This is a genomic window from Pseudomonas sp. NPDC090752 (assembly GCF_055584805.1).
The window spans coordinates 106,980-130,248 of sequence record NZ_JBVJLI010000016.1; the positions used below are offsets into that span (position 1 = coordinate 106,980).

Consider the following 23,269-nt stretch of genomic DNA (forward strand, 5'->3'; position numbering starts at 1 on the left):
GGCCGGCCTCTTCGCGGGCAAGCCCGCTCCCACAAGGACGGTGAGGATCTCTGTGAGAGCGGGCTTGCCCCGCGAATGGGCCGGTGTGATCAACCGAGCTTGTAAGCCTCGAGCGCCTTCAGCCGCTCACCTTTGAGAGCTTCACCCAGCCCCTGGCCAGTTAGCCCAGCCTCAACGAGCGGCTTCACATCCACCGCCCGGGCTGCTTCAGCCGCCCCGCGCAAATGATCAGCCTGTGGATAACTTGACTGGTCACGCCCCAGTGCCCCCATCTGGCACGCGGCGATGAAATCTTCGAAGCGTTGCGGTCGTCGATAAACATCGAATTTTTGCAGCATCTCCAGTAAGGCTGAGGCGGACAGCTCCAGTGCCTCGTCGGCGCGTTCAGCGAACTCCCCGACCAACACTGCCAGCTCCTGGCACTCGCGCGGCGCCTTGAAGCGCAGATTGAGCGCCTTGATCGCTGCAGGCTCCAAGGCCCGTAGCAAACACGCCCAGCGTACAGAAAGCGGCTGGTCGTGCTCCGCTGCCTGCTGCAGCGACGCCAGTGTATCCGCGCCATGCTCCAGCTCTGGCATCAGCTCACCAAGGGCGCCACATTCACGCAGCACCTGGATGAATACTTGCGGCGCGCTTTCCATCAGCGCCCGCTCGATTTCCTTCCAGCTGCGCTCGGCGGTCAGTGCCTGCAGCTCACCGGAGCTGGCGATTTGGCGCATCAATTCCAGCGTTTCGTCAGCGACTTTGAAGCCCATTGGCGCGTAGCGCGCGGCGAAGCGGGCAACTCGCAATACGCGCAAGGGATCTTCGGCGAATGCCGGAGAAACGTGGCGCAGAATGCGAGCTTCAAGGTCGGCTTTGCCGTGATAAGGGTCGTAGACAGTACCCTGGTCATCCTCCGCCATCGCATTGATGGTCAGATCACGACGAATCAGGTCTTCTTCGAGCGTTACGTCTGGGCTGGCATGGAAGGTGAACCCGCCATAGCCGCGCCCGCTCTTGCGCTCGGTACGCGCGAGCGCGTATTCCTCGCCCGTTTTGGGATGCAGGAAAACCGGAAAATCGGCGCCAACAGGGCGAAAGCCCTGGGCGTGCATCTGTTCGACGGTAGCGCCGACCACCAGCCAATCGATGTCACTGACCGGGCGCCCGAGCAGGCGATCGCGCACGGCGCCGCCGACTTTGTAGATGTGCATGTGCAGCCTCCATTACTGCCGACAGGATACCCTGTCGGCAGTAATGGCGGGTGCTGGCTAGAGATGATGAATAACGGCCAGGTCCATGCGGCCATAGTCGCCGCTTTCACCGTGCTCGCCACGGGGTGGCATGTGGTGGGTCTTGACCACCTGGTCGCCCTGTACGGTCTCCAGATGGATGTCGAAGCCCCAGAGGCGGTGCAAGTGCTTGAGGACTTCCTCGGTGGAGTCGCCGAGCGGTTTGCGGTTGTGCTGCTGGTGGCGCAAGGTCAGCGAGCGGTCGCCACGTCGGTCGATGCTCCAGATCTGTACGTTGGGTTCGCGGTTGCCGAGGTTGTACTGGGCGGCCAGCAATTCGCGGATGACCCGGTAGCCAGCTTCATCGTGAATGGCTGGCACCAGCAGGTCATCGCGTTGGTCGTCGTCGAGGATGCTGAACAGCTTGAGGTCGCGGATCACCTTGGGAGACAAATACTGCAGGATGAAGCTCTCATCCTTGAAACTGCTCATGGCGAACTTCAGGGTAGAAAGCCAATCACTGCCAGCAATGTCGGGGAACCAGCGGCGATCCTCTTCAGTAGGGTTTTCGCACATGCGGCGGATGTCGGTGTACATGGCAAAACCCAGTGCATAAGGGTTGATGCCGCTGTAGTAGGGACTGTCGAAGCCTGGTTGGAACACGACGCTGGTGTGCGACTGCAGGAACTCCATCATGAAGCCTTCAGTGATCAGGCCTTCGTCGTAGAGGTCGTTCATCAGGGTGTAGTGCCAGAAGGTCGCCCACCCTTCGTTCATCACCTGGGTCTGGCGTTGCGGGTAGAAGTACTGGGCGATCTTGCGCACGATGCGCACCACTTCGCGCTGCCACGGCTCCAGTAAAGGCGCGTTCTTCTCGATGAAATACAGGATGTTTTCCTGAGGCTCGGCGGGGAAGCGCGCGTCGTCGCGCTCGCCGCCTTTATCGGCGCCCTTGGGAATGGTTCGCCAGAGGTCGTTGATCTGGCGCTGCAGGTGCTCTTCGCGGTCCTTCTGTCGACGACGCTCTTCCTCGGCAGAGATGGGGTAGGGCCGCTTGTAGCGGTCCACCCCGTAGTTCATCAGCGCGTGGCAGGAGTCGATCAGGTCCTCCACGGCATCGATGCCATGGCGCTCCTCGCACTGGGCGATGTACTGCTTGGCGAATACCAGGTAGTCGATGATCGAAGTGGCATCGGTCCACGTGCGGAACAGGTAGTTGCCCTTGAAGAAGCTGTTGTGACCATAGCAGGCGTGGGCGATCACCAGTGCCTGCATGCACATGGTGTTTTCTTCCATCAGGTAGGCAATGCACGGATCGGAGTTGATCACGATTTCATAGGCCAGGCCCATCTGGCCGCGGCTGTAGGACTTCTCGGTACTGAGGAACTGCTTGCCGTAGGACCAGTGGTGATAACCCAGCGGCATGCCGACGGAGGCGTAGGCGTCCATCATCTGCTCGGCGGTAATCACCTCGATCTGATTGGGGTAGGTGTCCAGGGCATAACGTTCGGCCAGGCGGCTGATTTCCCGGTCGTAGGTCTGGATCAGCTCGAACGTCCACTCGGACCCGGTGGAAATGGGTTGGCGTCTCTGTGCTCTGGCGGTCATGTGGCTAACCTGCGCTGGAAGAGTTCACGGAAGACCGGGTAGATATCGCCGGCCGAAACCAACTGCTGCTGGGCGAACGTGTCGGGGTAAGCCTCGCCAATCCGCTCGTACTCGTACCACAACGCCTGATGCTCACGCGGGGTGATCTCGACGTAAGTGTAGTACTGCACGTGCGGCATGATCTGCTTGGAAAGGATCTCGCGGCAGATGGGCGAGTCGTCGTTCCAGTTGTCGCCGTCGGAAGCCTGGGCGGCATAGATATTCCAGTCACTGGCCGGGTAACGCTCGGCCATGATCTCCTGCATCATCTTCAACGCGCTGGAAACGATGGTGCCGCCGGTCTCGCGAGAGTAGAAGAATTCTTCCTCATCCACTTCGCGGGCGCTGGTGTGGTGGCGAATGAACACCACCTCGATGCGGTCATAGTTACGCTTGAGGAACAGGTACAGCAGGATGAAGAAACGCTTGGCGATGTCCTTGGTGGCCTGGGTCATCGAGCCGGACACGTCCATCAGGCAGAACATCACGGCCTTTGAGCTGGGGTTGGGCTGTTTGACCAGCAGGTTGTACTTGAGGTCGAAGGTGTCGAGGAAGGGCAGGCGATTGATGCGTGCCTTGAGGCGCTCGATTTCTTGCTCGGTTTCCTGGATGTCGGTGAAGTTGTCTGGCTCTTCGACCTTCAGCCGGGCTAGCTCCTTCTGTGCTTCGCGCAGCAGCGCACGGCTGCTGCCGGTCAGGGCGATGCGCCGGGCATGGGCCGAGCGCAAGGTACGCACGATGTTGATGCGTGATGGGTTGCCTTCGTTGGCGATACCGGCGCGCACGGTCTTGAAGGTATCGGCACCGGTCAGGTGACGTTTGACCAGGTTGGGCAGTTCAAGGTCTTCGAACATGAATTCGAGGAACTCTTCCTGGGTGATCTGGAAGACGAAGTCATCCATGCCGTCGCCGGAATTGCCCGCCTTGCCGCGCCCGCCGCCGCCACCACCGCCTTGCGGCCGGGGAATATGTTCGCCGGCAGTGAATTCCTTGTTACCTGGATGCACGATGGTCTGCTTGCCGCCACGGCCATGGTGCAGCACCGGTTCGTCGATGTCGCGTCCCGGAATGCTGATCTGTTCGCCGTGTTCCATGTCCATGATGGAACGGCGGCTCACGGCCTCTTCGACGGCTTTCTTGATGTGTTCACGGTAACGCCGCAAAAAGCGCTGGCGGTTGACCGTGCTCTTGTTCTTGCCGTTCAGGCGTCGGTCGATAACGTAGCTCATGGTCCCTCCGGTAGCTGGGAACAGCTGCACGCTTCAAGCTACGAGCTGCATGTAAATCAGCCGCCGCCGCCCGCAGCTGGCAAGCCAGCCTTGGGCGTGCGGTGTGTAGCTTGCCGCTTTATTGCGATTTCCTGACCCGCAGGTACCATTCCGACAGCAGGCGCACCTGCTTGTCGGTGTAGCCACGCTCCACCATCCGCGTGACGAAGTCGTTGTGTTTCTGTTGATCCTCCTTGCTGGCCTTGGCGTTGAAGCTGATGACCGGCAGCAGGTCTTCGGTGTTGGAGAACATTTTCTTCTCGATCACCACCCGCAGCTTCTCGTAGCTGAGCCAGCTCGGGTTCTTGCCGTTGTTGTTGGCGCGAGCGCGCAGCACGAAGTTGACGATTTCGTTGCGGAAATCCTTCGGATTGCTGATGCCTGCCGGTTTCTCGATCTTTTCCAGTTCTTCGTTGAGGGCGATGCGGTTGAGGATTTCGCCGGTTTCCGGATCGCGGTATTCCTGGTCCTGGATCCAGAAGTCGGCGTACAGCACATAACGGTCGAAGATGTTCTGGCCGTACTCGCTGTAGGACTCGAGGTAGGCGGTCTGGATCTCCTTGCCGATGAACTCGATGTAGCGTGGTGCCAGGTACTCTTTCAGGTAGCGCAGGTAACGTTCGCGCACTTCTGCGGGGAACTGTTCCTGCTCAATCTGTTGTTCCAGCACATACAGCAGGTGCACCGGGTTGGCCGCCACTTCATGCGGGTCGAAGTTGAACACCTTGGAGAGGATCTTGAAGGCGAAGCGGGTCGACAGGCCGTTCATGCCTTCGTCGACGCCCGCAGAGTCGCGGTACTCCTGAATCGACTTGGCTTTCGGGTCGGTGTCCTTGAGGTTTTCGCCGTCGTAAACCCGCATCTTCGAGTAGATGTTGGAGTTTTCCGGCTCTTTGAGGCGCGAGAGCACGGTGAACTGGGCGAGCATCTTGAGGGTGTCTGGCGCGCAGTGGGCTTTGGCCAGGGAGCTGTTGATCAGCAACTTGTCGTAGATCTTGATCTCGTCGCTGACGCGCAGGCAGTACGGCACCTTGACGATGTAGATCCGGTCGATGAACGCTTCGTTGTTCTTGTTGTTACGGAAGGTGTGCCACTCCGATTCGTTGGAGTGCGCCAGCAAAATCCCGGAGTAGGGGATCGCGCCGAGGCCTTCGGTACTGTTGTAGTTGCCTTCCTGGGTGGCGGTGAGCAGTGGGTGCAGGACCTTGATCGGCGCCTTGAACATCTCGACGAATTCCATCAGGCCCTGGTTGGCCCGGCATAACGCGCCCGAGTAGCTGTAGGCGTCGGCGTCGTTCTGCGGAAATTCCTCCAGCTTGCGGATATCCACTTTACCGACCAGCGCCGAGATGTCCTGGTTGTTCTCGTCACCCGGTTCGGTCTTGGCAATCGCGATCTGGTTGAGGATCGAGGGGTACAGCTTGACCACTTTGAACTTGCTGATGTCGCCGCCAAATTCCTGCAGGCGCTTGGTGGCCCATGGCGACATGATGGTGTTCAGGTATCGCCGCGAGATGCCGTACTCTTCTTCGAGAATGGCGCCATCTTCGGTGGCATTGAACAGGCCCAGCGGCGACTCGAACACCGGCGAGTCCTTGATCGCGTAGAAGGGTACCTTTTCCATCAGCTGCTTGAGTTTTTCGGCCAACGACGATTTGCCGCCGCCCACCGGACCCAGCAGATAGAGGATCTGTTTCTTCTCTTCCAGGCCCTGGGCGGCGTGGCGGAAGTACGACACGATCTGGTCGATGCACTCTTCCATGCCATGGAAGTCGGCAAAGGCCGGATACCGGCGGATCACCTTGTTGGAGAAGATACGCGACAGTCTGGAGTTGCTTGAGGTGTCGATCAGTTCTGGCTCACCGATGGCCAGCAACAGCCGTTCGGCCGCCGAGGCGTAGGCACTGCGATCCTCTTTGCACAGCTCGAGGTACTCCTGCAGCGAGAGTTCTTCCTGGCGCGTGGACTCGAAACGTTGTTGGAAGTGGCTAAAAATACTCATGACGTCACCTCGCTCGATACGTGGAGACGACGCCGGATCAGTCAGCTGATGCTGGCATGCAATCGGGTTCGCCGATTGCTGTATACCCCCCAGAACACCCTGTAACGCTACCGATGACCCGCACGCCGGTGTACCGGCTCTCCCCTTTTTTGGATGGCCTGCGCTTAAGAATAGTTGGTTATCCGCAAGGTCAAGGGCAAGCGGTGGAGAAGTTACCAACGACCGTTCGTCAGGTGAGGCGCAAGCCCGCGTGGGGCGCGGGCTGTAGTACAAATGAAAAAATTATTCGGCGCTGCCTTGGGCGGTCTCGGCGGGGTAGGTGGCACGCCATAGTTCGAAGCCGCCATCGACGCTGTACACGTCGGAGAAACCCTGGCCAACGAGGTAGGCGGCCGCGCTCTGGCTGGAGTTGCCGTGATAGCAAACCACCAGGGTCGGGGCATCGAGGTCGGCGTTGCGGATGAAGTCGGGCACCGATTGGTTATCCAGGTGCAGAGCACCGGTGATATGGCCAGCGGCATAGGCTTGCGGGTCGCGAATGTCGACGACGACCGCACCTTCCTGCTTGCGAAGCTCCAACGCCTGCTCAGGGGGGATGCGCTTGAATTCGCTCATGGGGATGGCTTTCCTTCAGGGGTGGTCATTGAGTTTAGTCGGTTGTGCCGGCGTGCGTAGGGTGCCGTCGTCGGCGCAGTCGCAGCGGTGGTACTCACCGCTGTCGACGTTGTACAGGGTCATGGCGCCGCCCCACACGCAGCCGGTATCCAGGGCGATGATGCCCGGTTCGTCGACGCGACCTTCCAGGGCGGCCCAATGGCCGAAGATGATCTTCACATGCCGTGAGCGGCGGCCCTTGTGCGCGAACCAGGGCTTGTAGCCTTTCGGTGCCGTGCCCAGGCCTTCTTTGCTCTTGAGGTCGAGCTTGCCTTCGGCGGTGCAGAAGCGCATGCGGGTCAGGTAGTTGGTGATGACCCGAAGGCGTTCGATGCCGCTGAGGTGCTTGCTCCACTTGTTCGGCTCGTTGCCGTACATGCCGTCGAGGTACAGCTTCAGGCGACCGTCGTCGCGCAACACTTCTTCGACTTCAGCGGCCAGTTCCAGCGCCGTGCCCAAGGTCCACTGCGGCGGGATACCGGCATGGACCATGGCGATGCCACGCGGCTCGTCGTAATGCAGCAGCTTCTGTCTGCGCAACCAGTCGAACAGCTGGTCGGCGTCGGGTGCTTCGATGATTTCGCGCAGGGTATCGCTTTTTTTCAGGCGCTCGACGTTGTGCCAGGCGGCCAGCAGGTGCAGGTCGTGGTTGCCCAGGACGCATACCAGCGAGTGCCGGATGCTGTAGAGGTAGCGCAGGGTTTCCAGCGAATCGGGGCCGCGGTTGACCAGGTCGCCGACCAGCCACAGGCGGTCCACGGCCGGGTTGAAGTTGACGCGGTCGAGCAGGCACTTGAGCGGTTGCAGGCAGCCTTGCAGGTCACCGACGGCGTAGGTGGCCATCAGTGCAGGGCCCCAGGTACCGCCAGGCGGAAGGGGGCGATGTTGGCGTCGAAGCGGTTACCGTCCTCGGCGAACATCTGGTAGCTGCCTTGCATGGTGCCCACGCGGGTGCTGATGACGGCGCCGCTGCTGTAGGTATGGCTCTGGCCAGGTTCGATGGTCGGTTGCTGGCCGATCACCCCGGCGCCGCGCACTTCTTCGACCTCGCCGTCACCGTTGGTGATCAGCCAGTGGCGAGACATCAGCTTGGCGGTGACCGAGCCGTTGTTCTGCACGGTGATGGTGTAGGCGAAGGCGAAGCGATCGCTTTCGGGGTCGGATTGATCTTTCAGGTAACGGGTCACGACGCTGACGTCGATCTGATAGCGGGAGTCGGACATGCAAAGGCCTTGGGCGAACTGACGCAATAATGCAGTCTAGGCCATTGGCAGGGGGGAGAGCCAGCGGTGTGGGGGCTTGGAAAGTGTGTGTGAGCGTACCGGCCTCTTCGCGGGCAGGCCCGCTCCCACAGAGGCCGGTACGGTCGAAATCAGGCTTGCTGATCGGCGAGCTGGTCGGCCAGGCGCACGAAGGCTGCCAGGTCTAGCTGCTCAGGGCGCAGGCTGCCGTCGACGCCTGCGGCTTCGATGGCTGCGCTGTCGAGCAGGCCCTTGAGGGTGTTGCGCAGCGTCTTGCGTCGCTGATTGAAGGCTTCGCGGACCACGTGCTCCAGCAGCCGGTGATCCTTGGCAGGGAAGGGCAGTACTTCATGCGGCACCAGGCGCACGATGGCCGAATCCACTTTCGGCGGCGGGTTGAATGCGCCAGGGCCGACATTGAACAGGTGCTCGACCCGGCAATGGTACTGCACCATGATCGACAGCCGGCCCCAATCGCCACCCCCTGGGCCTGCGGCCATGCGCTGCACGACTTCCTTCTGCAGCATGAAGTGCATGTCGCGGATCAGCCCGGCATGGCTGAGCAAGTGGAAAATCAGCGGGGTGGAGATGTTGTAGGGCAGGTTGCCGACAACTTTCAAGCTGCGCTCAGGCACGCCCAGCTGGTTGAAATCGAACTTCAGGGCGTCGCCCTGGTGCAGGCGGAAGTTGTCGCGGCCGGCAAACTTGTGCTGCAGGATCGGCACCAGGTCCTTGTCCAGTTCGACCACATCCAACTGTGCGCCGCTGCCCAGCAGACCCTCGGTAAGGGCGCCCTGGCCCGGTCCGATTTCCAGCAGGTGCTCGCCGGCCTTGGCGTTGATGGCGCGCAGGATGCGGTCGATGATGCCGGCGTCGTGCAGGAAGTTCTGGCCGAAGCGCTTGCGCGCCCGGTGTTGGTATTGCTCGTTCATGGTCGGTTCTCGGCCATCTGGTAGGCGGTTTCCAGTGCGACGCGCAGGCTGCCGGTGTCGACCTTGCCAGTCCCGGCAAGGTCCAGGGCGGTGCCGTGATCGACCGACGTGCGGATGATCGGCAGGCCGAGGGTAACGTTCACAGCTGCGCCGAAGCCTTTGTACTTGAGTACGGGCAGGCCTTGGTCGTGGTACATCGCCAGCACCGCGTCACAGTGCTCCAGATATTTTGGGGTAAACAAGGTATCGGCCGGCAGCGGGCCGCGCAGGTCCATGCCTTCGGTGCGCAGGCGGGCCAGTGCCGGTTCGATGATGTCGATTTCTTCGCGGCCCAGGTGGCCGCCTTCGCCGGCATGCGGGTTGAGCCCGCACACCAGGATGCGTGGGTTGGCAATGCCGAACTTGTCGCGCATGTCAGCATGCAGAATGCGCGTGACACGCTCCAGACGGTCGGGGGTGATGGCGTCGGCGATGTCCCGCAGTGGCAGGTGCGTGGTTACCAGGGCCACGCGCAGGCCGTGGGTTGCCAGCATCATCACGACTTGAGCGGTGTGGGTCAGCTCTGCCAGGAATTCGGTATGGCCTGAGAAGGCGATGCCGCTTTCGTTGATCACGCCCTTGTGCACAGGGGCGGTGATCATCCCGGCAAAATCGCCGTTCAGGCAGCCTTGGCCGGCCCGGGTCAGGGTTTGCAGGACGAATGCCGCATTGGCCTTGTCCAGCTGGCCTGGCTCAACGGGGGCGGCCAGGGGCGTATCCCAAACGTATAGGCTGCCAGCTGGCGCAGGTTGGTCAGGCCACTGGCCCGGTGCTACCGGCAGCAGGCTGACAGCCAGCCCCAGCCGCGAGGCCCGCTCGGCGAGCAGGTCACGGCTGGTGATGGCGATCAGGGGGTGGGGCTGGGCGTCGCTGGCGAGCAGCAGGCACAGGTCGGGGCCTATGCCGGCTGGTTCGCCGGGGGTGACGGCGAAGCGTTGGGGCTTCACTGTGCGGCCTGGTCAGCGCCAGGCAGCTTGATTTCAACGTAGGCTTCGTCGCGGATCTGGCGCAGCCAGGTCTGCAGCTCTTCGTCGTACTTGCGGTTGCGCAGCACGCTCAAAGCCTGTTGCTCGCGGGCCTGTTCGGTGCTGTCGGTGGCACGGCGGCCCAGCACTTCCAGGACATGCCAGCCGTACTGGGTCTTGAACGGTTTGGTCACCACGCCTTGCTGGGCGTCGGCCATCTGCTCGCGGAACTCAGGCACCAGGCTGTTCGGGTCGACCCAGTTGAGGTCGCCGCCGTTGAGCGCCGAACCCGGATCTTCCGAGAAGCTCTTGGCCAGGGTGGCGAAGTCTTCACCGTTATTGATCCGCTCGTAGAGCTTTTCGGCGAGCTGCTCGGTGGCCGCTTCACTGCGCACTTCACTTGGCTTGATCAGGATGTGGCGCACGTGAACTTCGTCACGCAGCACGTTCTCGCTGCCGCCGCGTTTCTCTTCGAGCTTGATGATGATGAAGCCGCTTGGGATGCGCAGTGGCTGGGTGATGTCGCCGACGCTCATGCTGCCAAGCAGTTTGGCGAACTCAGGTGGCAACTGAGCGGCTTTACGCCAGCCCATCTCGCCGCCTTCCAGGGCGTTTTCACTCTTGGAGTTGGCAATTGCCATCTGGCCGAAGTCGGCGCCGTTACGCAGTTGCTGGTAGACACCACCGACCTTGTCGGCAGCCTTTCTGATGTCATCCGAATTGGCCGCTTCCGGGGTCGGAATGAGGATGTTGGCGAGGCGGTACTCTTCCGACATCTGCATCTTGCCCATGTCCGAAGCGAGGAAGTTCTTCACTTCCTGCTCGGACACCTGGATGCGCTCGGCCACGCGGCGCTGGCGCACGCGGCTGATGACCATCTCGCGCTTGACCTGGTCACGTGCGTCGTCGAACGACAGGCCATCGCGGGCCAGGGCTGCGCGGAACTGATCCAGCGACATGCCATTGCGCTGGGCAATGGTGCCGATGGCCTGGTTCAGCTCCTCATCGGTGATGCGGATGCCCGAACGTTCGCCAATCTGCAGCTGCAGGTTTTCGACGATCAGGCGTTCCAGTACCTGCTGGTCCAAAGCGCCTGGGGGTGGCGAGCCACCACCGCGCTTGGCGATGGTCTGCTCGACTTCCCGAACGCGTTGGTCCAGTTGGCTCTTCATGATCACGTCGTTATCGACGATGGCCACGACGCTGTCCAGAGGTTGCACCGCGGCATGCACCGCGCCACTCAGCAATACAGCGCCCAGCAACACTGGGCGCAGACGATCAATAAGCTTGGTCTTCACGTGTACGGTAACCTTGAATGCCTTCGTCGAGGAACGATTCGACCTTGTTGCCTACCACGCCACCGAGGCCTTTCAGCACGATCTGCAGGAAGATGCCATGGTCGCCTTTCTCGTTTTGCGGTGTGGCTTGGCTGAAGTCGTCGTAGTCGATCCAGTAACGGTTGATCAGGCGCAGCTTCCAGCAGCAGTTGTCGTACTCGAAACCACCCATGGCTTCCAGGGTACGGTTGCGGTTGTAGTCATGCTGCCAGCGCGCGATCACGCTCCATTGCGGCACGATCGGCCAGATGACCGAGAAGTCGTGCTGCTGGATCTTGTAGTAATCCTTGATGTAGTTCGGATCACCCGGGGTGCCATAGTCGCCGCCGCCCACTTTCCAGGTACCGGTGGTGGAGTCGTAGGCGATGGTGTCATTGCGGTAGCGATAACCGAGGTTGACCACCTTGTTCGGATTGTCTTCAGGCTGGTAGTGGAACATCGCGCTGCCCGAGCGGGTGCTGCGGCTGTCCGGGTCCCAGTTGAAGTCCGAATTGAAGCGCCAGTCGCGGTTGAAGTAGTAGTTGTACACCAGCGCGTACGGCGATACGTCGGACTGCGCATCCTTGCGGGTGCGGTAGTCGATGCCAGGCAGCTGGACCTTACGGTCCTTGAAGTAGTAAGCCTGGCCGAGGCTGATGTTCTGGCGCTCGAAGCCACTTTCTTCGATCCAGCGGCTGGTTACACCGAGGGACAGCTTGTTCTCGTCGCCGATACGGTCGGTACCGCTGAAGCGGTTGTCGCGGAACAGCGAGTCAAAGTTGAACAATGTTTCGCCGGTGTCGAACAGCGGGATGTCCACTTGGTCCTTGTATGGGACATTCAGGTAGTACAGGCGCGGCTCGAGGGTCTGGCGGTAGTTGTTGCCGAACAGCGAGGTGTTGCGGTCGAAATACAGGCCGCTGTCGACGCTGAAGACCGGAATGTCGCGGTTCTGGTTGCTGTTGAACTCGCCGTTCAACGGTACCGAGCCAGGGTTGTTGGCAATGTCGCTCTTGCCCTTGCCATCCAGGTCCAGATCGTAGTGGGTGTACACGTACTTCAGCTTTGGCGTGATATAGCCGTAGCTGGCAGTCATCGGCAGGCTGATAGCCGGCGCGACGTTCAAGCGGGTACCGTTGGCGCGCGCCACACCGAAGACGTTCTGATCGAGCCGGCGGCCATCGAGGCCTGCGGTGGTATCGAGATTGCCGTCTTTGTCGAACACCGTGCCGTCTTTCAGGTCACGATCGAAGCGCACGGCCTCGGTCTGATAGCTGAAGTCGAAACCGCTCGGGTGGTACGGCAGCATGCCGTCGATGGTGATCTGCGGCAGCTTGTTATACGGGGTGATCTGCGACAGGGTCGCCATCTCGTACGCTTGAGCGTTCAGGCGAGCGGTGTAGGTGTCGCCACGCCAGGTCAGGGCACCCTGCTGATTGACCACATCATGGCTCTCGACGCCGATCTGGTCGGTTTCGAGGTCCTGGAAGTAGAACGGATCGCTGATGTCGGTGTAATCGACTTCAGTCATCAGGCGCTCGTCCAGGCCACCCTTGTGCTGCCAGTTGATCATCCAGCGCTGTTCTTTGTAGTCAGTCTGGTCTTTGCGATCGTCGTTCTTGTCGTTCAGGTACGCGCCGCCGAACTGACCCTCGCTGGACTTGGTCAGGTAGCGGAATTCGCCTTCCATCAACAAGCCACGCTTGGTCATGTAGCGCGGGTACAACGTGGCGTCATAGTTCGGCGCCAGGTTGAAGTAGTACGGCGTGACCAGCATGAAGCCGGTGTCGCTGGTGCTGCTGAATGAGGGCGGCAGGAAGCCGGACTGGCGACGGTCATCGATCGGGAAGTAGATGTACGGTGTGTAGAACACCGGGAAATCCTTGACCCGCAGGGTGACGTTGGTCGCGGTACCGAAGCCGGTGGCCGGGTTCAGGGTAATGTTGTTGCCCTTCAGCTGCCAGGCGTTGCTGCCCGGTTCGCAAGTGGTGTACGTACCGTCCTTGAGGCGGATGATGGCGTTCTCGCCACGCTTGGCGTACAGGGCGTTGCCGCGGATGTGCGACTTGTGCATCACGTATTCGGCGTTGTCGACTTGCGCTTCGCCGGTGTCGAGCTGAATTTGCGCCTCGTCGCCAACCACCAGCGAGCCGTTGTCGCGAATCTTGACGTTGCCCTTGAGCTCGCCACGGTTCTCGGCCTGGTACAGGTTGGCCTCGTCGGCTTCGACCTGCATGCTGCCCTGGCGCATGACCACGTCACCGGCGAGGGTAGCGATCTGCTGCTCCTGCTGGTACTTGGAAACCTTGGCGTTGATGTAGGTCGGCGACTCGTCCTTCGGCGTGGTGTCGGCCATGCCCGGGCGGGTCGGCTCGACATACGCGCCACCGCAGTACGGGCCGGTTTCGGCCAGCTGCGCGGCGGTGAGCTTGTCGCGGGGTACCCAGTCGAGATGGCTGTAATCTTCGCTGCGCGACTTCAGGCCACGACCCTTGCTCTCGGTGACCAGCACGGGTTTTTCGGCGCTTTCGGCCGCGGTCGACGAAGCCTCGGTGCCGGAAGTGGCTGCGGCACCTTCGTGCACGGGGCGCGGTGGCAAGTTGTTGACTGGGCTCTTGGGCTTGCAGTCCCAACCACCGGAGGCGGACACTTGGCAGTCGAACTGCTCGGCTGCGACCACGTACGAGGTGGCAAAAGGTTGCAGGGCCAGCAGACTGCCGGTAACCAGCAACGGAAACTTTCTACGAAACGCGGGGGATTTCAATGCCATCTTATTAGTCCGGGCTTCCTGCGTGCCATCTGCCCGCGTGTGGGGCCGCACGCCTCTCGATGGTCTGAAAAAGATGCTGGATAATAAAGCATGACCCGCTTGACGGCTAGGGCCGTCGGAGACCCTTGTAATGCCTGAACACGATGTACGCCTGCAACAACTGACTGTCTGGCTCGCCGAGCAGCTCGAAGTCCTCTTTCGCGACAACGCCTGGGGCGAGGTGCCCGAAGGCAGCCTGACCGCCGCCAGCAGCGATGCCAGCTTCCGCCGCTACTTCCGCTGGCAGGGCGCAGGGCGCAGTTTCGTGGTCATGGATGCACCGCCACCGCAGGAAAACTGCCGACCATTCGTCGCCATCGACCACCTGCTGGCCAGCGCCGGCGTGCATGTGCCGCTGATTCATGGCGAAGATCTGGAGCGTGGATTCCTGCTGCTGGGTGACCTGGGGCACCAGACATACCTCGACATCATTGGCCCCGATAACGCCGATGCACTGTTTGCCGATGCCATCCAGGCACTGCTGGCGTTCCAGTGCCTGCCGATGGATGAGCCGCTGCCGAGCTATGACGACGCCCTGCTACGCCGTGAAGTCGAACTGTTCCCTGAATGGTACGTGGGGCGCGAGCTCGGGCTGAGCTTCAACGAAACGCAAAAGGCAACCTGGCAGCGCATCAGCCAACTGCTGATCGACAGCGCCCTGGCGCAGCCCAAGGTGCTGGTGCACCGCGACTACATGCCGCGCAATTTGATGCAGAGCGCACCCAACCCTGGCGTGCTGGACTTCCAGGATGCGGTCTACGGCCCGGTCACCTACGACATTACCTGCCTGTTCAAGGACGCCTTCCTCAGCTGGCCGCAGTCCCGTGTCGAAGTCTGGTTGCGTGATTACTGGGGCAAGGCACAAGCCGCCGGCATCCCCGTGCAGTCGTCGTTCGAAGACTTCCAGCGCGCCAGCGATCTGATGGGCGTGCAACGCCATCTCAAGGTCATCGGCATCTTCGCCCGGATCTGCCACCGTGATGGCAAACCCCGCTACCTGGCCGACGTGCCGCGTTTCTTCGCCTATATAGATGAAGTGATCGGCCGCCGCCCGGAGCTTGCCGAGTTGGGCCAGCTGATTGCTGAACTGAAAGCCGGAGCGCGTGCATGAAAGCGATGATTCTCGCGGCGGGCAAGGGCGAGCGCATGCGCCCGCTGACCCTGCACACCCCCAAGCCATTGCTGCCAGTCGCCGGTCAGCCATTGATCGAGTACCACCTGAACGCCCTGGCCGCCGCAGGCTTCAGCGAGGTGGTGATCAACCACGCCTGGCTGGGCCAGCAGATAGAGGACCATCTGGGTGACGGCAGCCGTTTCGGCCTGCGCATCCGCTATTCGCCCGAGGGCGAGCCGCTGGAAACCGGCGGCGGGATCTTCAAGGCCCTGCCGTTGCTGGGCAATGAGCCATTCGTGCTGGTCAATGGCGACATCTGGACCGACTTCGACTTCACCCGTCTGCGCCTACCAATGCAGGGCCTGGCTCACCTGGTGCTGGTCGATAACCCCGGGCATCACGGGCGTGGCGACTTTCGCCTGCAAGGCGATCAAGTCGTGGATGGAGACGATGCATCCGGCACCCTGACTTTCAGCGGTCTTTCGGTGTTGCACCCAGCGTTGTTCGAGGGCTGCCAGGCGGGTGCCTTCAAGCTCGCGCCGTTGCTGCGTCAGGCCATGGCGGCAGGGCAGGTCAGTGGCGAGCATTACTGCGGCCACTGGGTCGATGTCGGCACCCAAGAGCGCCTGGCCGAGGCTGAGCGCCTGATTGGCGAGCGCGCCTGACATGTGGTGGCCGAGCACGGTGATCGGGTTGGGTGCAGGGTTCGCTGTCGCCAGCATTCCTGGCGCCCTGCTGGGTGGGTTGCTGGGCCAGGCGATGGACCGGCGTTTGCGTGTGCAGGGCTGGGATGACATGCGCGAGCGGCTGGGTGGCCGTGCCCCACTGCGTGACGAAGAGTTGTTGTTCGTCCTGCTGGGCCGGCTGGCCAAAAGCGACGGGCGAGTGGCCGAGCAGCATATCCAGCAGGCCCGTCAGGAAATGGTTCGCCTGGACCTGGCCGAGGCTGCGCGGCTGCGTGCGATCGCTGCGTTCAACCGTGGCAAGGCGGGTAAAGACCGCCTGGCCCACCACCTGCGCCGCATCCGCCTGCAGCCCCATGCGGCCGAAGGCACCTTGCGCGCCTGCTGGCGCATGGCCTGGGCCGATGGTAAGGCTGGGCAGCATGAGCGTGAACTGCTGTTGGACTGGGGGCAGAAACTGGGCCTGAGTCAGCGCCAGGTACAGGCCATCTCACTGGAGTACGAGCCGCGTAAAATGAACGCGGCGAGCAGCGTGATGACCTATGCGGCTGCGCTGCGTTTGCTGGGGGTGGATGCGGATACTGAGGGTGACCAGGTCAAGCAATCCTATCGCCGCCTGGTCAGCCGGCATCATCCGGACAAGCTGGCCGGGAGTGGGGCCAGTGAATCTCAGGTGCGTGAAGCGACCGAGCGGACTCGGGACTTGCACCAGGCTTATGCGCTGATCCGTAAGCGGCGGGGGCTGTAAGGCCCTCTTCGCGGGCAAGCCCGCTCCCACAGGCACAACACCGTTCTCAAGTGCGGTGCCATACCTGTGGGAGCGGGCTTGCCCGCGAAGAGGGCGGTACAGGATGATTACTTATTCCTGCGGCGACATCCACCCGCGTACCCGGCGGAACAGCTGCTCCTGCTCAGCCCCTTTGTTCCCCGGCATGGCAATCAGTGACAGCTGCTTGTACTGGCTGTCCTTCTGCCGCTTGCTGGCCTGCAGGCGTTGCTCGGCGGCTTTGAGGTCGCCAGTGCGGGTAGCGTAGTAGAGGTCGGCGGTCGGCACCTTGAGGGTTGGCGCCAGGCTTTCCAGGCCGTGCTCGACCCGTGCCGGCGTCTGCGCGGCGATCATCACCAGCTTTTGCACCTGCGGCGGCTGCTTCTCGCTCAGGTAGCGGGCCGCCCAGTAAGCACCACTGCCATGACCGATCAGCACGATGCTGCGCGAGTTGTGCTGTTGGGCGTAGGCCACGGCAGCGTCCAGGCGGGCGAAGATGCGTTCGGCATCGGCCGCGTCGTTCTGCTCGCCGGCTTGTTCGGCATCGGTACTTTCCGCCGTATCCGCATCGGCCGCCGTGGCCTGGGCGACGTTGGCATTGGCATCGGCGGGGGTGTCCTTGGCCGGCGCGCTTTCGCCTTTGTCGTTCGCAGTCTCCGCCGCGGGCTTGGCCTCGACCCGCGCTTGCGGGCTGTCGGCGAGCAGGTCGGGCAGGCTGACGCTCAGGCTGTGCCAGGCGACATCAGGGAATTTGCGCCGTAGCGGGCCGACCGCATTGGGCCAGTCGGCCGTTTCTCCAGCGCCGGGAACGATGATCACAGCGCCTTGCGGGTCGCTGTCATTGGCCGGTTTCCACAGGGCCAGAAAGCTGTCGGCACCCGCTTGCAGCGTTTGCTGCTCGGCCTTGGGCACCAGACGCTCAAGGGCCTGGGCGTCTTCCTCGCTGCGTTCCAGCAGCGGTGGGCGCGGTACCGGAGTAGCGGCCGCCTCTGTGGCGGCCGCTGGTTGTTCGGCATCGGCGGCCAAGGCGCCGAGGGGGAGGAGCGAGGCCAGGCAGCACATTGCCAGCGTCGTGCGATAAAGTGTGGACATGAATCAACCCAAGGCCAGAATGATACCGGCAGCCTAATAGTATTTGCCCGTGACGGCCATGCTGCATGGCCGCCCTTGCCAAGACGAGCGTGTAGATGAAGCGATTGCGTCGCCTGTTGGTTATCGGCTGCTTGTGGCTACCCTTGATCGCCTTGGCAAGGCCTGAGGGCGCGCCTGGTGTTGCGCTCGAGCCTGCCCAGCAGCAATGGCTGGACAGCCACCGCAGCTTGCGGGTCGGCCTGGTTTTGCAGGCACCTTACGCGCAGTTCGACCGTCGCCTGCAACAGCTCTACGGGGCCAATGTCGAGTTGGTGAACTGGCTGGCGCAGGCGCTGAAGCTGGACCTGACCTGGCGCAACTTCGCTGATCAGGCCAGCCTCGAACATGCCCTGCAGGCGGGCGAAATCGACTTCGCCCCGGGCCTGACGCAAACACCGGCCAGCCTGCGTCTGTGGCTGTTCAGCGACCCTTACATGCGCGTGCCGCAACTGGTGGTCGGGCCACGTACCGGGGCGCTGGCCGTCGAACTGGAAAAGCTCGAGCCCGACGAGCGCGTGGCGGTGCGCATGCCCAGCGTGCTGGCCGACTACCTGCGCGGCAACTACAGCAACCTCAATCTGCAGGGCGTACCTAACGAACGCGAGGCTTTGCAACTGGTCGCGGGTGGCCAGGCCAGCTATGCGGTCATGGACGAAGCCCAGCTCAGTCGGTTGTCGCGTGAGAGCGAGTTCGGTGAGCTGGCCGTGGTCGGCGACATCGGTCTGCCGCAGTTGCTGCGGGTGGGGTCGCGGCGTGACTGGCCGTTGCTTGCCGATATCCTCGAACGTGGGTTGCAAGCCATGCCCGCCAGGGAGCTGGAGCAGCTTCACCAGCGATGGTTGCAGCCCAAATATCCGCGCCTGAGCGACTCGACCGGGTTCTGGCAGAACCTTGCCTTGTTGTTCGGCATGTTGCTGTTGTGCGCCTTGGCCACGCTGGCCTGGCAGCGCCGTGAGCAGCGTCGGGTCGAGCGAAGCCTGCTGGCAGCGCGCGAGAGCCTGGCCGAGCGGCAAGTGCGTGAAGAGGCGCTGCGCCTGAGCCAGTTCGCCATCGACCAGAGCACGGTGGGCATCCTCTGGGTCAACTGGGACAGCCATGTGCGTTACGCCAACCACGCGGCGGAGCGCATGCTTGGGTACGCCGAGGCCGCGTTGCTGGAGCGCCCGCTGATCGACTTCGAACCGAACCTGACCATGGATCGCTGGCTGCAGTTGTGGAAGGGCGCGCGTGCCGGGGAGGCCGGGGCGGCGCAGTTCGAGGCGCAATGCTTGTGCGCCGACGGCAGCCTGCTGCCGGTGGAGTTGTCGTTGAGCTTCCTGCGCTTTCGCGATGCCGAATACCTGGTGGTGTACATCGCCGATGTCACCGAGCGCCATCGCGCCCTGGCGGCGCTGCGCGAAAGCGAGGCGCGGCTCAAGGGCATCGCCGGCAATGTGCCGGGGCTGGTGTTTCGCCTGGAACCTGCCCCTGCCGAAGGCGAGCCGGAGTTTCCCTACATCAGCGAGGGCAGCGAGGCACTGGTCGGTTACACGCCGGCACAAATCCAGCACCCGCAGATGGGTTTGCGCAACCTGGTGCATCCGGAGGATCGGGCCGATTATCACCAAGTGCAGGACCTGGCCATCGCCGGTGACCGGGACTGGTCCTGGCAGGGGCGTATCCTGACCCGCGAGGGCGAGCAGCGGTGGGCTGATATCAAGGCCAGTACCCGGCGCCTGGCGGATGGCCGGGTGGTCTGGGATGGTATCGTCTGGGACATTACCCAGAGCAAGCGAGCCGAGTTGGCGCTGGAGAAGTCCCAGGAGCAATTGCGCGAGCTGTCGGCGCACCTGGAGAGCGTGCGCGAAGAGGAAAAAGCCCGCATCGCCCGCGAAGTGCATGATGAGCTGGGGCAGATGCTGACCGTACTCAAGCTGGAAGTGTCGATGTGCGAATTGGCCTTTGCTGAGCTGGATCCAGGTCTGCATGAGCGCCTGGCCAGCATGAAACGCCTGATCGCCCAGCTGTTCCAGCTGGTGCGCGACGTGGCCACGGCGCTGCGCCCGCCGATCCTCGATGCCGGCATCGCTTCGGCCATCGAATGGCAGGCCCGGCGCTTCGAAGCACGCACGCAGATTCCCTGCCTGGTGCAGGTGCCGGATAATCTGCCAGCATTGACCGATGCCAAGGCTACCGGCCTGTTCCGCATCCTCCAGGAGGCGCTGACCAACGTCATGCGCCACGCCCAGGCGCACAGCGTGGAGATTGAGCTGGTGCGGGAAGGGGAAAAACTGCGCATGACCGTCAGTGATGATGGCAGCGGGTTTTGCCTCGATCAGCCCCGGCCGAGCTCATTCGGCCTGGTCGGCGTGCGTGAGCGGGTGCTGATGCTGGGTGGCAGCATGGCGTTGCACAGCGAGCCGGGCGAGGGCACCAGCCTGAGCGTGACCATTGCATTGGAATAGGAGCGCGATCGTGATTCGAGTGTTGGTAGCCGAAGACCACACCATTGTCCGCGAAGGCATCAAGCAGTTGATTGGCCTGGCCAAGGACATGCAGGTAGCCGGGGAGGCCGGTAATGGCGAGCAGCTGCTTGAAGCACTGCGCCATACGCCGTGCGAAGTGGTGTTGCTGGATATCTCGATGCCTGGGGTGAATGGCCTGGAGGCGATCCCGAGGATTCGCGCGTTGCACAACCCGCCGGCGATCCTGATGCTGTCGATGCACGACGAAGCGCAGATGGCCGCACGTGCGCTGAAGGCGGGTGCGGCCGGCTATGCCACCAAAGACAGCGATCCCGCCCTGCTGCTGACGGCGATCCGCCGGGTGGCCGGCGGTGGGCGCTACATCGACCCGGCCTTGGCCGACCGCATGGTCTTCGAAGTGGGCCTGACTGAAACGCGGCCGCTGCATACCTTGCTGTCGGAGCGGGAATTCTCGGTGTTCGAGCGTCTGGCCCAGGGCGCCAACGTCAACGACATCGCCCAGCAGTTGGCGCTGTCGAGCAAGACCATCAGCACCCACAAGGCGCGGCTGATGCAGAAACTCAAGGTGAACTCGCTGGCGGAGCTGGTGAAGTACGCCATGGAGCACAAGCTGGTCTGATTGCGACATCCTTGTAGGGATTGCCCTACACCCAATCTTCCACCCGGATGATGGCATTCTCTCAGCGCCCCCGATTTCCAGGCGCTGGTGCCTTCTCTAGTCTTTGCCTACGCAGTCATTCCAACAAGAAGGTGCAGGCATGAGCGAGGCGAATTCGAACGCTGCCATCGGCGAGACGCTGGTCAGTTTCCGTGGTGTGCAGAAGAGCTACGACGGCGAATCGCTGATCGTCAAAGACCTCAACCTGGACATTCGCAAGGGTGAATTTCTCACCCTGCTCGGCCCCTCCGGCTCGGGCAAGACCACCAGCCTGATGATGCTGGCCGGTTTCGAAACCCCCACCGCCGGCGAGATCCAGCTGGCCGGCCGCTCGATCAACAACGTGCCGCCGCACAAGCGCGACATCGGCATGGTGTTCCAGAACTACGCGCTGTTCCCGCACATGACCGTGGCCGAAAACCTGGCCTTCCCGCTGAGCGTACGCAACCTGAGCAAGACCGACATTAGCGAGCGGGTCAAGCGCGTGTTGAACATGGTCCAGCTCGATGCCTTCGCCAAGCGCTACCCCGGCCAGCTGTCCGGTGGCCAGCAACAGCGTGTGGCGCTGGCCCGGGCACTGGTGTTCGAGCCGCAACTGGTGCTGATGGACGAACCCCTCGGTGCCCTCGACAAACAGCTGCGTGAACACATGCAGATGGAGATCAAGCATATCCACCAGCGCCTGGGCGTGACCGTGGTCTACGTGACCCACGACCAGGGCGAGGCGCTGACCATGTCCGACCGTGTGGCGGTGTTCCACCAGGGCGAGATCCAGCAGATCGCCGACCCGCGCACCCTCTATGAAGAGCCAAGCAACACCTTCGTCGCCAACTTCATCGGCGAGAACAACCGCATCAACGGCATTCTGCTGGCCAGCGACGGCAACCGTTGCCAGGTACAGCTGGCGCGTGGCGAGCGGGTCGAGGCGCTGGCGGTGAACGTCGGCCAGGCCGGTGAGCCGGTGACCCTGTCGGTGCGCCCCGAGCGCGTGCGCCTCAATGGCCACAGCGAACATTGCGTCAACCGCTTCTCCGGCCGCGTGGCCGAGTTCATCTACCTGGGTGACCACGTGCGGGTGCGCCTGGAAGTCTGCGGCAAGGCCGACTTCTTCGTGAAGCAGCCGATCGCCGAACTCGACCCGGCCCTGGCCGTGGGCGATGTGGTACCGCTGGGCTGGGAGGTGGAGCACGCGCGCGCGCTCGATCCGATTGCCGAAGCCCACTGATGGATTGCTTCACCAACCCTGTACTGTGGAGAGAATAATAATGCGCAAGCAGTTGAAACTGACCGCCCTGGCCCTTGGCCTGTTCGCCGCCGGCCAGGCCATGGCGGCAGACCTGACCGTGGTTTCCTTCGGTGGCGCCAACAAGGCGGCCCAGGTCAAGGCGTTCTACGAGCCGTGGGAGAAGGCCGGCAACGGTAAGATCGTCGCTGGTGAGTACAACGGTGAAATGGCCAAGGTCAAAGCCATGGTCGACACCAAGAGCGTGAGCTGGAACCTGGTGGAGGTGGAATCACCGGAACTGGCCCGCGGTTGCGACGAGGGGATGTTCGAGGAGCTCGATCCCGCGCTGTTCGGTGATGAGGCTGACTACGTGCCAGGCGCCATCCAGCCTTGCGGGGTAGGTTTCTTCGTCTGGTCCACGGTACTGGCCTACAACGCCGACAAGCTCAAAAGCGCACCGACCAGTTGGGCTGATTTCTGGGATACCAAGCAGTTCCCAGGCAAGCGCGGCCTGCGCAAAGGCGCCAAGTACACCCTCGAATTCGCCCTGATGGCCGACGGTGTGGCGCCGAAGGAGGTCTACAAGGTGCTGGCCACCAAGGAAGGCCAGGACCGCGCCTTCAAGAAACTCGACGAACTCAAGCCCAGCATCCAGTGGTGGGAGGCGGGCGCCCAGCCGCCACAATATCTTGCCTCAGGTGACGTGGTCATGAGCTCGGCCTACAACGGCCGCATCGCCGCCGTGCAGAAAGAGAGCAACCTGAAGGTGGTTTGGAACGGCGGTATCTACGACTTCGACGCCTGGGCCATCCCTAAGGGTGCCAAAAATGCGGAAGAAGCGAAGAAATTCATCGCCTACACCGTCCAGCCTGAGCAGCAGAAGACCTACTCCGAAAACATCGCCTACGGCCCGGCCAACTCCAAGGCCGTCCCGTTGCTGGCGGATGCGGTGAAGAAGGACATGCCGACCACGCCTGAGAACATCGCCAACCAGGTGCAGATCGACGTGGCCTTCTGGGCCGACAACAGCGAGCAGCTGGAGCAACGCTTCAACGCCTGGGCGGCGAAGAAGTAAGGCGCCTCAAAGGAGCGTCGGCCACGTGGCTGACGCTCCCCGTTCCCCTGTTTTGCGGAGTTCGC

19 protein-coding genes are annotated in these 23,269 nt (G+C 62.4%); 7 read left to right on the top strand and 12 right to left on the bottom strand.

The window, feature by feature from the left end:
• Positions 1–89: 89 nt before the first annotated feature.
• The 11 genes from ACZ6YA_RS20330 to ACZ6YA_RS20380 all read right to left on the bottom strand — a co-directional run bounded on the left by ACZ6YA_RS20330 (position 90) and on the right by ACZ6YA_RS20380 (position 14,048).
• Positions 90–1,196: a multifunctional CCA addition/repair protein gene (locus ACZ6YA_RS20330; RefSeq protein ID WP_465898877.1), complete on the bottom strand. Its 1,107-nt coding sequence runs from the start codon at positions 1,194–1,196 to the stop codon at positions 90–92.
• A gap of 57 nt (positions 1,197–1,253) precedes the next feature.
• Positions 1,254–2,822 carry a SpoVR family protein gene (locus ACZ6YA_RS20335; protein ID WP_465898878.1) on the bottom strand — a complete coding sequence of 523 codons (1,569 nt, stop codon included), beginning with the start codon at positions 2,820–2,822 and terminating at the stop codon, positions 1,254–1,256.
• Positions 2,819–4,090, bottom strand: a complete 1,272-nt coding sequence (locus ACZ6YA_RS20340) for a YeaH/YhbH family protein (RefSeq protein WP_465898879.1) — start codon at positions 4,088–4,090, stop codon at positions 2,819–2,821. Before ACZ6YA_RS20340 ends, ACZ6YA_RS20335 begins: the two co-directional genes overlap by 4 nt.
• Positions 4,091–4,208: 118 nt before the next feature.
• Positions 4,209–6,131, bottom strand: coding sequence for a PrkA family serine protein kinase (locus ACZ6YA_RS20345; RefSeq protein ID WP_400798294.1), 1,923 nt, complete (start codon positions 6,129–6,131; stop codon positions 4,209–4,211).
• A 282-nt stretch (positions 6,132–6,413) separates the two neighbouring features.
• Positions 6,414–6,746 carry a thiosulfate sulfurtransferase GlpE gene (glpE, locus tag ACZ6YA_RS20350; RefSeq protein ID WP_465898880.1) on the bottom strand — a complete coding sequence of 111 codons (333 nt, stop codon included), beginning with the start codon at positions 6,744–6,746 and terminating at the stop codon, positions 6,414–6,416.
• A 15-nt stretch (positions 6,747–6,761) separates the two neighbouring features.
• Complete coding sequence (locus ACZ6YA_RS20355) at positions 6,762–7,628, bottom strand: symmetrical bis(5'-nucleosyl)-tetraphosphatase (RefSeq protein WP_465898881.1); 867 nt, start codon at positions 7,626–7,628, stop codon at positions 6,762–6,764.
• Positions 7,628–8,008 (bottom strand): Co2+/Mg2+ efflux protein ApaG, encoded by a 381-nt coding sequence (gene apaG, locus ACZ6YA_RS20360; RefSeq protein WP_465898882.1) that lies wholly within the window; start codon positions 8,006–8,008, stop codon positions 7,628–7,630. Before apaG ends, ACZ6YA_RS20355 begins: the two co-directional genes overlap by 1 nt.
• Before the next feature lie 149 nt (positions 8,009–8,157).
• On the bottom strand, positions 8,158–8,958 hold the full coding sequence (gene rsmA / locus ACZ6YA_RS20365; protein WP_465898883.1) for a 16S rRNA (adenine(1518)-N(6)/adenine(1519)-N(6))-dimethyltransferase RsmA: 801 nt from the start codon (positions 8,956–8,958) through the stop codon (positions 8,158–8,160).
• Positions 8,955–9,944: a 4-hydroxythreonine-4-phosphate dehydrogenase PdxA gene (gene pdxA, locus ACZ6YA_RS20370; RefSeq protein ID WP_465898884.1), complete on the bottom strand. Its 990-nt coding sequence runs from the start codon at positions 9,942–9,944 to the stop codon at positions 8,955–8,957. Before pdxA ends, rsmA begins: the two co-directional genes overlap by 4 nt.
• Positions 9,941–11,260 (bottom strand): peptidylprolyl isomerase, encoded by a 1,320-nt coding sequence (locus tag ACZ6YA_RS20375; RefSeq protein ID WP_465898885.1) that lies wholly within the window; start codon positions 11,258–11,260, stop codon positions 9,941–9,943. Before ACZ6YA_RS20375 ends, pdxA begins: the two co-directional genes overlap by 4 nt.
• Positions 11,241–14,048: an LPS-assembly protein LptD gene (locus ACZ6YA_RS20380; protein ID WP_465898886.1), complete on the bottom strand. Its 2,808-nt coding sequence runs from the start codon at positions 14,046–14,048 to the stop codon at positions 11,241–11,243. The genes ACZ6YA_RS20375 and ACZ6YA_RS20380 overlap by 20 nt, the downstream gene beginning before the upstream one ends.
• 130 nt (positions 14,049–14,178) lie before the next feature.
• Between ACZ6YA_RS20380 and ACZ6YA_RS20385 the strand changes: the two genes are divergently transcribed.
• Genes ACZ6YA_RS20385 through ACZ6YA_RS20395 form a run of 3 tightly spaced genes read left to right on the top strand, consistent with a single transcriptional unit; the run spans position 14,179 to position 16,632 of the window.
• Positions 14,179–15,198, top strand: coding sequence for an aminoglycoside phosphotransferase family protein (locus ACZ6YA_RS20385; protein ID WP_465898887.1), 1,020 nt, complete (start codon positions 14,179–14,181; stop codon positions 15,196–15,198).
• Positions 15,195–15,866 carry an N-acetylmuramate alpha-1-phosphate uridylyltransferase MurU gene (murU, locus tag ACZ6YA_RS20390; protein WP_465898888.1) on the top strand — a complete coding sequence of 224 codons (672 nt, stop codon included), beginning with the start codon at positions 15,195–15,197 and terminating at the stop codon, positions 15,864–15,866. The genes ACZ6YA_RS20385 and murU overlap by 4 nt, the downstream gene beginning before the upstream one ends.
• 1 nt (position 15,867) lies before the next feature.
• Complete coding sequence (locus tag ACZ6YA_RS20395) at positions 15,868–16,632, top strand: TerB family tellurite resistance protein (RefSeq protein WP_465898889.1); 765 nt, start codon at positions 15,868–15,870, stop codon at positions 16,630–16,632.
• A gap of 111 nt (positions 16,633–16,743) precedes the next feature.
• On the opposite strand, the gene ACZ6YA_RS20400 is transcribed toward ACZ6YA_RS20395, so the two are convergent.
• Positions 16,744–17,742: an alpha/beta hydrolase family protein gene (locus ACZ6YA_RS20400; RefSeq protein WP_465898890.1), complete on the bottom strand. Its 999-nt coding sequence runs from the start codon at positions 17,740–17,742 to the stop codon at positions 16,744–16,746.
• Between the two features lie 95 nt (positions 17,743–17,837).
• Between ACZ6YA_RS20400 and ACZ6YA_RS20405 the strand changes: the two genes are divergently transcribed.
• The 4 genes from ACZ6YA_RS20405 to ACZ6YA_RS20420 all read left to right on the top strand — a co-directional run bounded on the left by ACZ6YA_RS20405 (position 17,838) and on the right by ACZ6YA_RS20420 (position 23,204).
• Positions 17,838–20,225 (top strand): PAS domain-containing sensor histidine kinase, encoded by a 2,388-nt coding sequence (locus ACZ6YA_RS20405; protein WP_465898891.1) that lies wholly within the window; start codon positions 17,838–17,840, stop codon positions 20,223–20,225.
• Positions 20,226–20,232: 7 nt separating this feature from the next.
• Positions 20,233–20,865, top strand: coding sequence for a response regulator (locus tag ACZ6YA_RS20410; protein WP_401078976.1), 633 nt, complete (start codon positions 20,233–20,235; stop codon positions 20,863–20,865).
• Positions 20,866–21,004: 139 nt separating this feature from the next.
• Entirely contained in the window at positions 21,005–22,129 is a 1,125-nt protein-coding gene (locus ACZ6YA_RS20415; protein ID WP_465898892.1) for an ABC transporter ATP-binding protein, read from the top strand.
• Between the two features lie 40 nt (positions 22,130–22,169).
• Entirely contained in the window at positions 22,170–23,204 is a 1,035-nt protein-coding gene (locus ACZ6YA_RS20420; RefSeq protein WP_465898893.1) for an ABC transporter substrate-binding protein, read from the top strand.
• Positions 23,205–23,269: the final 65 nt, after the last annotated feature.

What these genes read in the sequence shown, in the direction of transcription:
- ACZ6YA_RS20340 (WP_465898879.1), bottom strand. Translation starts at nt 4,090, where the DNA reads ATGAGCTACGTTATCGACCGACGCCTGAACGGCAAGAACAAGAGCACG.
- ACZ6YA_RS20380 (WP_465898886.1), bottom strand. Translation starts at nt 14,048, where the DNA reads ATGGCATTGAAATCCCCCGCGTTTCGTAGAAAGTTTCCGTTGCTGGTT.
- ACZ6YA_RS20415 (WP_465898892.1), top strand. Translation starts at nt 21,005, where the DNA reads ATGAGCGAGGCGAATTCGAACGCTGCCATCGGCGAGACGCTGGTCAGT.
- rsmA (WP_465898883.1), bottom strand. Translation starts at nt 8,958, where the DNA reads ATGAACGAGCAATACCAACACCGGGCGCGCAAGCGCTTCGGCCAGAAC.
- ACZ6YA_RS20420 (WP_465898893.1), top strand. Translation starts at nt 22,170, where the DNA reads ATGCGCAAGCAGTTGAAACTGACCGCCCTGGCCCTTGGCCTGTTCGCC.
- ACZ6YA_RS20400 (WP_465898890.1), bottom strand. Translation starts at nt 17,742, where the DNA reads ATGTCCACACTTTATCGCACGACGCTGGCAATGTGCTGCCTGGCCTCG.
- ACZ6YA_RS20405 (WP_465898891.1), top strand. Translation starts at nt 17,838, where the DNA reads ATGAAGCGATTGCGTCGCCTGTTGGTTATCGGCTGCTTGTGGCTACCC.
- ACZ6YA_RS20345 (WP_400798294.1), bottom strand. Translation starts at nt 6,131, where the DNA reads ATGAGTATTTTTAGCCACTTCCAACAACGTTTCGAGTCCACGCGCCAG.
- ACZ6YA_RS20385 (WP_465898887.1), top strand. Translation starts at nt 14,179, where the DNA reads ATGCCTGAACACGATGTACGCCTGCAACAACTGACTGTCTGGCTCGCC.
- ACZ6YA_RS20355 (WP_465898881.1), bottom strand. Translation starts at nt 7,628, where the DNA reads ATGGCCACCTACGCCGTCGGTGACCTGCAAGGCTGCCTGCAACCGCTC.
- murU (WP_465898888.1), top strand. Translation starts at nt 15,195, where the DNA reads ATGAAAGCGATGATTCTCGCGGCGGGCAAGGGCGAGCGCATGCGCCCG.
- ACZ6YA_RS20395 (WP_465898889.1), top strand. Translation starts at nt 15,868, where the DNA reads ATGTGGTGGCCGAGCACGGTGATCGGGTTGGGTGCAGGGTTCGCTGTC.
- ACZ6YA_RS20330 (WP_465898877.1), bottom strand. Translation starts at nt 1,196, where the DNA reads ATGCACATCTACAAAGTCGGCGGCGCCGTGCGCGATCGCCTGCTCGGG.
- glpE (WP_465898880.1), bottom strand. Translation starts at nt 6,746, where the DNA reads ATGAGCGAATTCAAGCGCATCCCCCCTGAGCAGGCGTTGGAGCTTCGC.
- ACZ6YA_RS20335 (WP_465898878.1), bottom strand. Translation starts at nt 2,822, where the DNA reads ATGACCGCCAGAGCACAGAGACGCCAACCCATTTCCACCGGGTCCGAG.
- apaG (WP_465898882.1), bottom strand. Translation starts at nt 8,008, where the DNA reads ATGTCCGACTCCCGCTATCAGATCGACGTCAGCGTCGTGACCCGTTAC.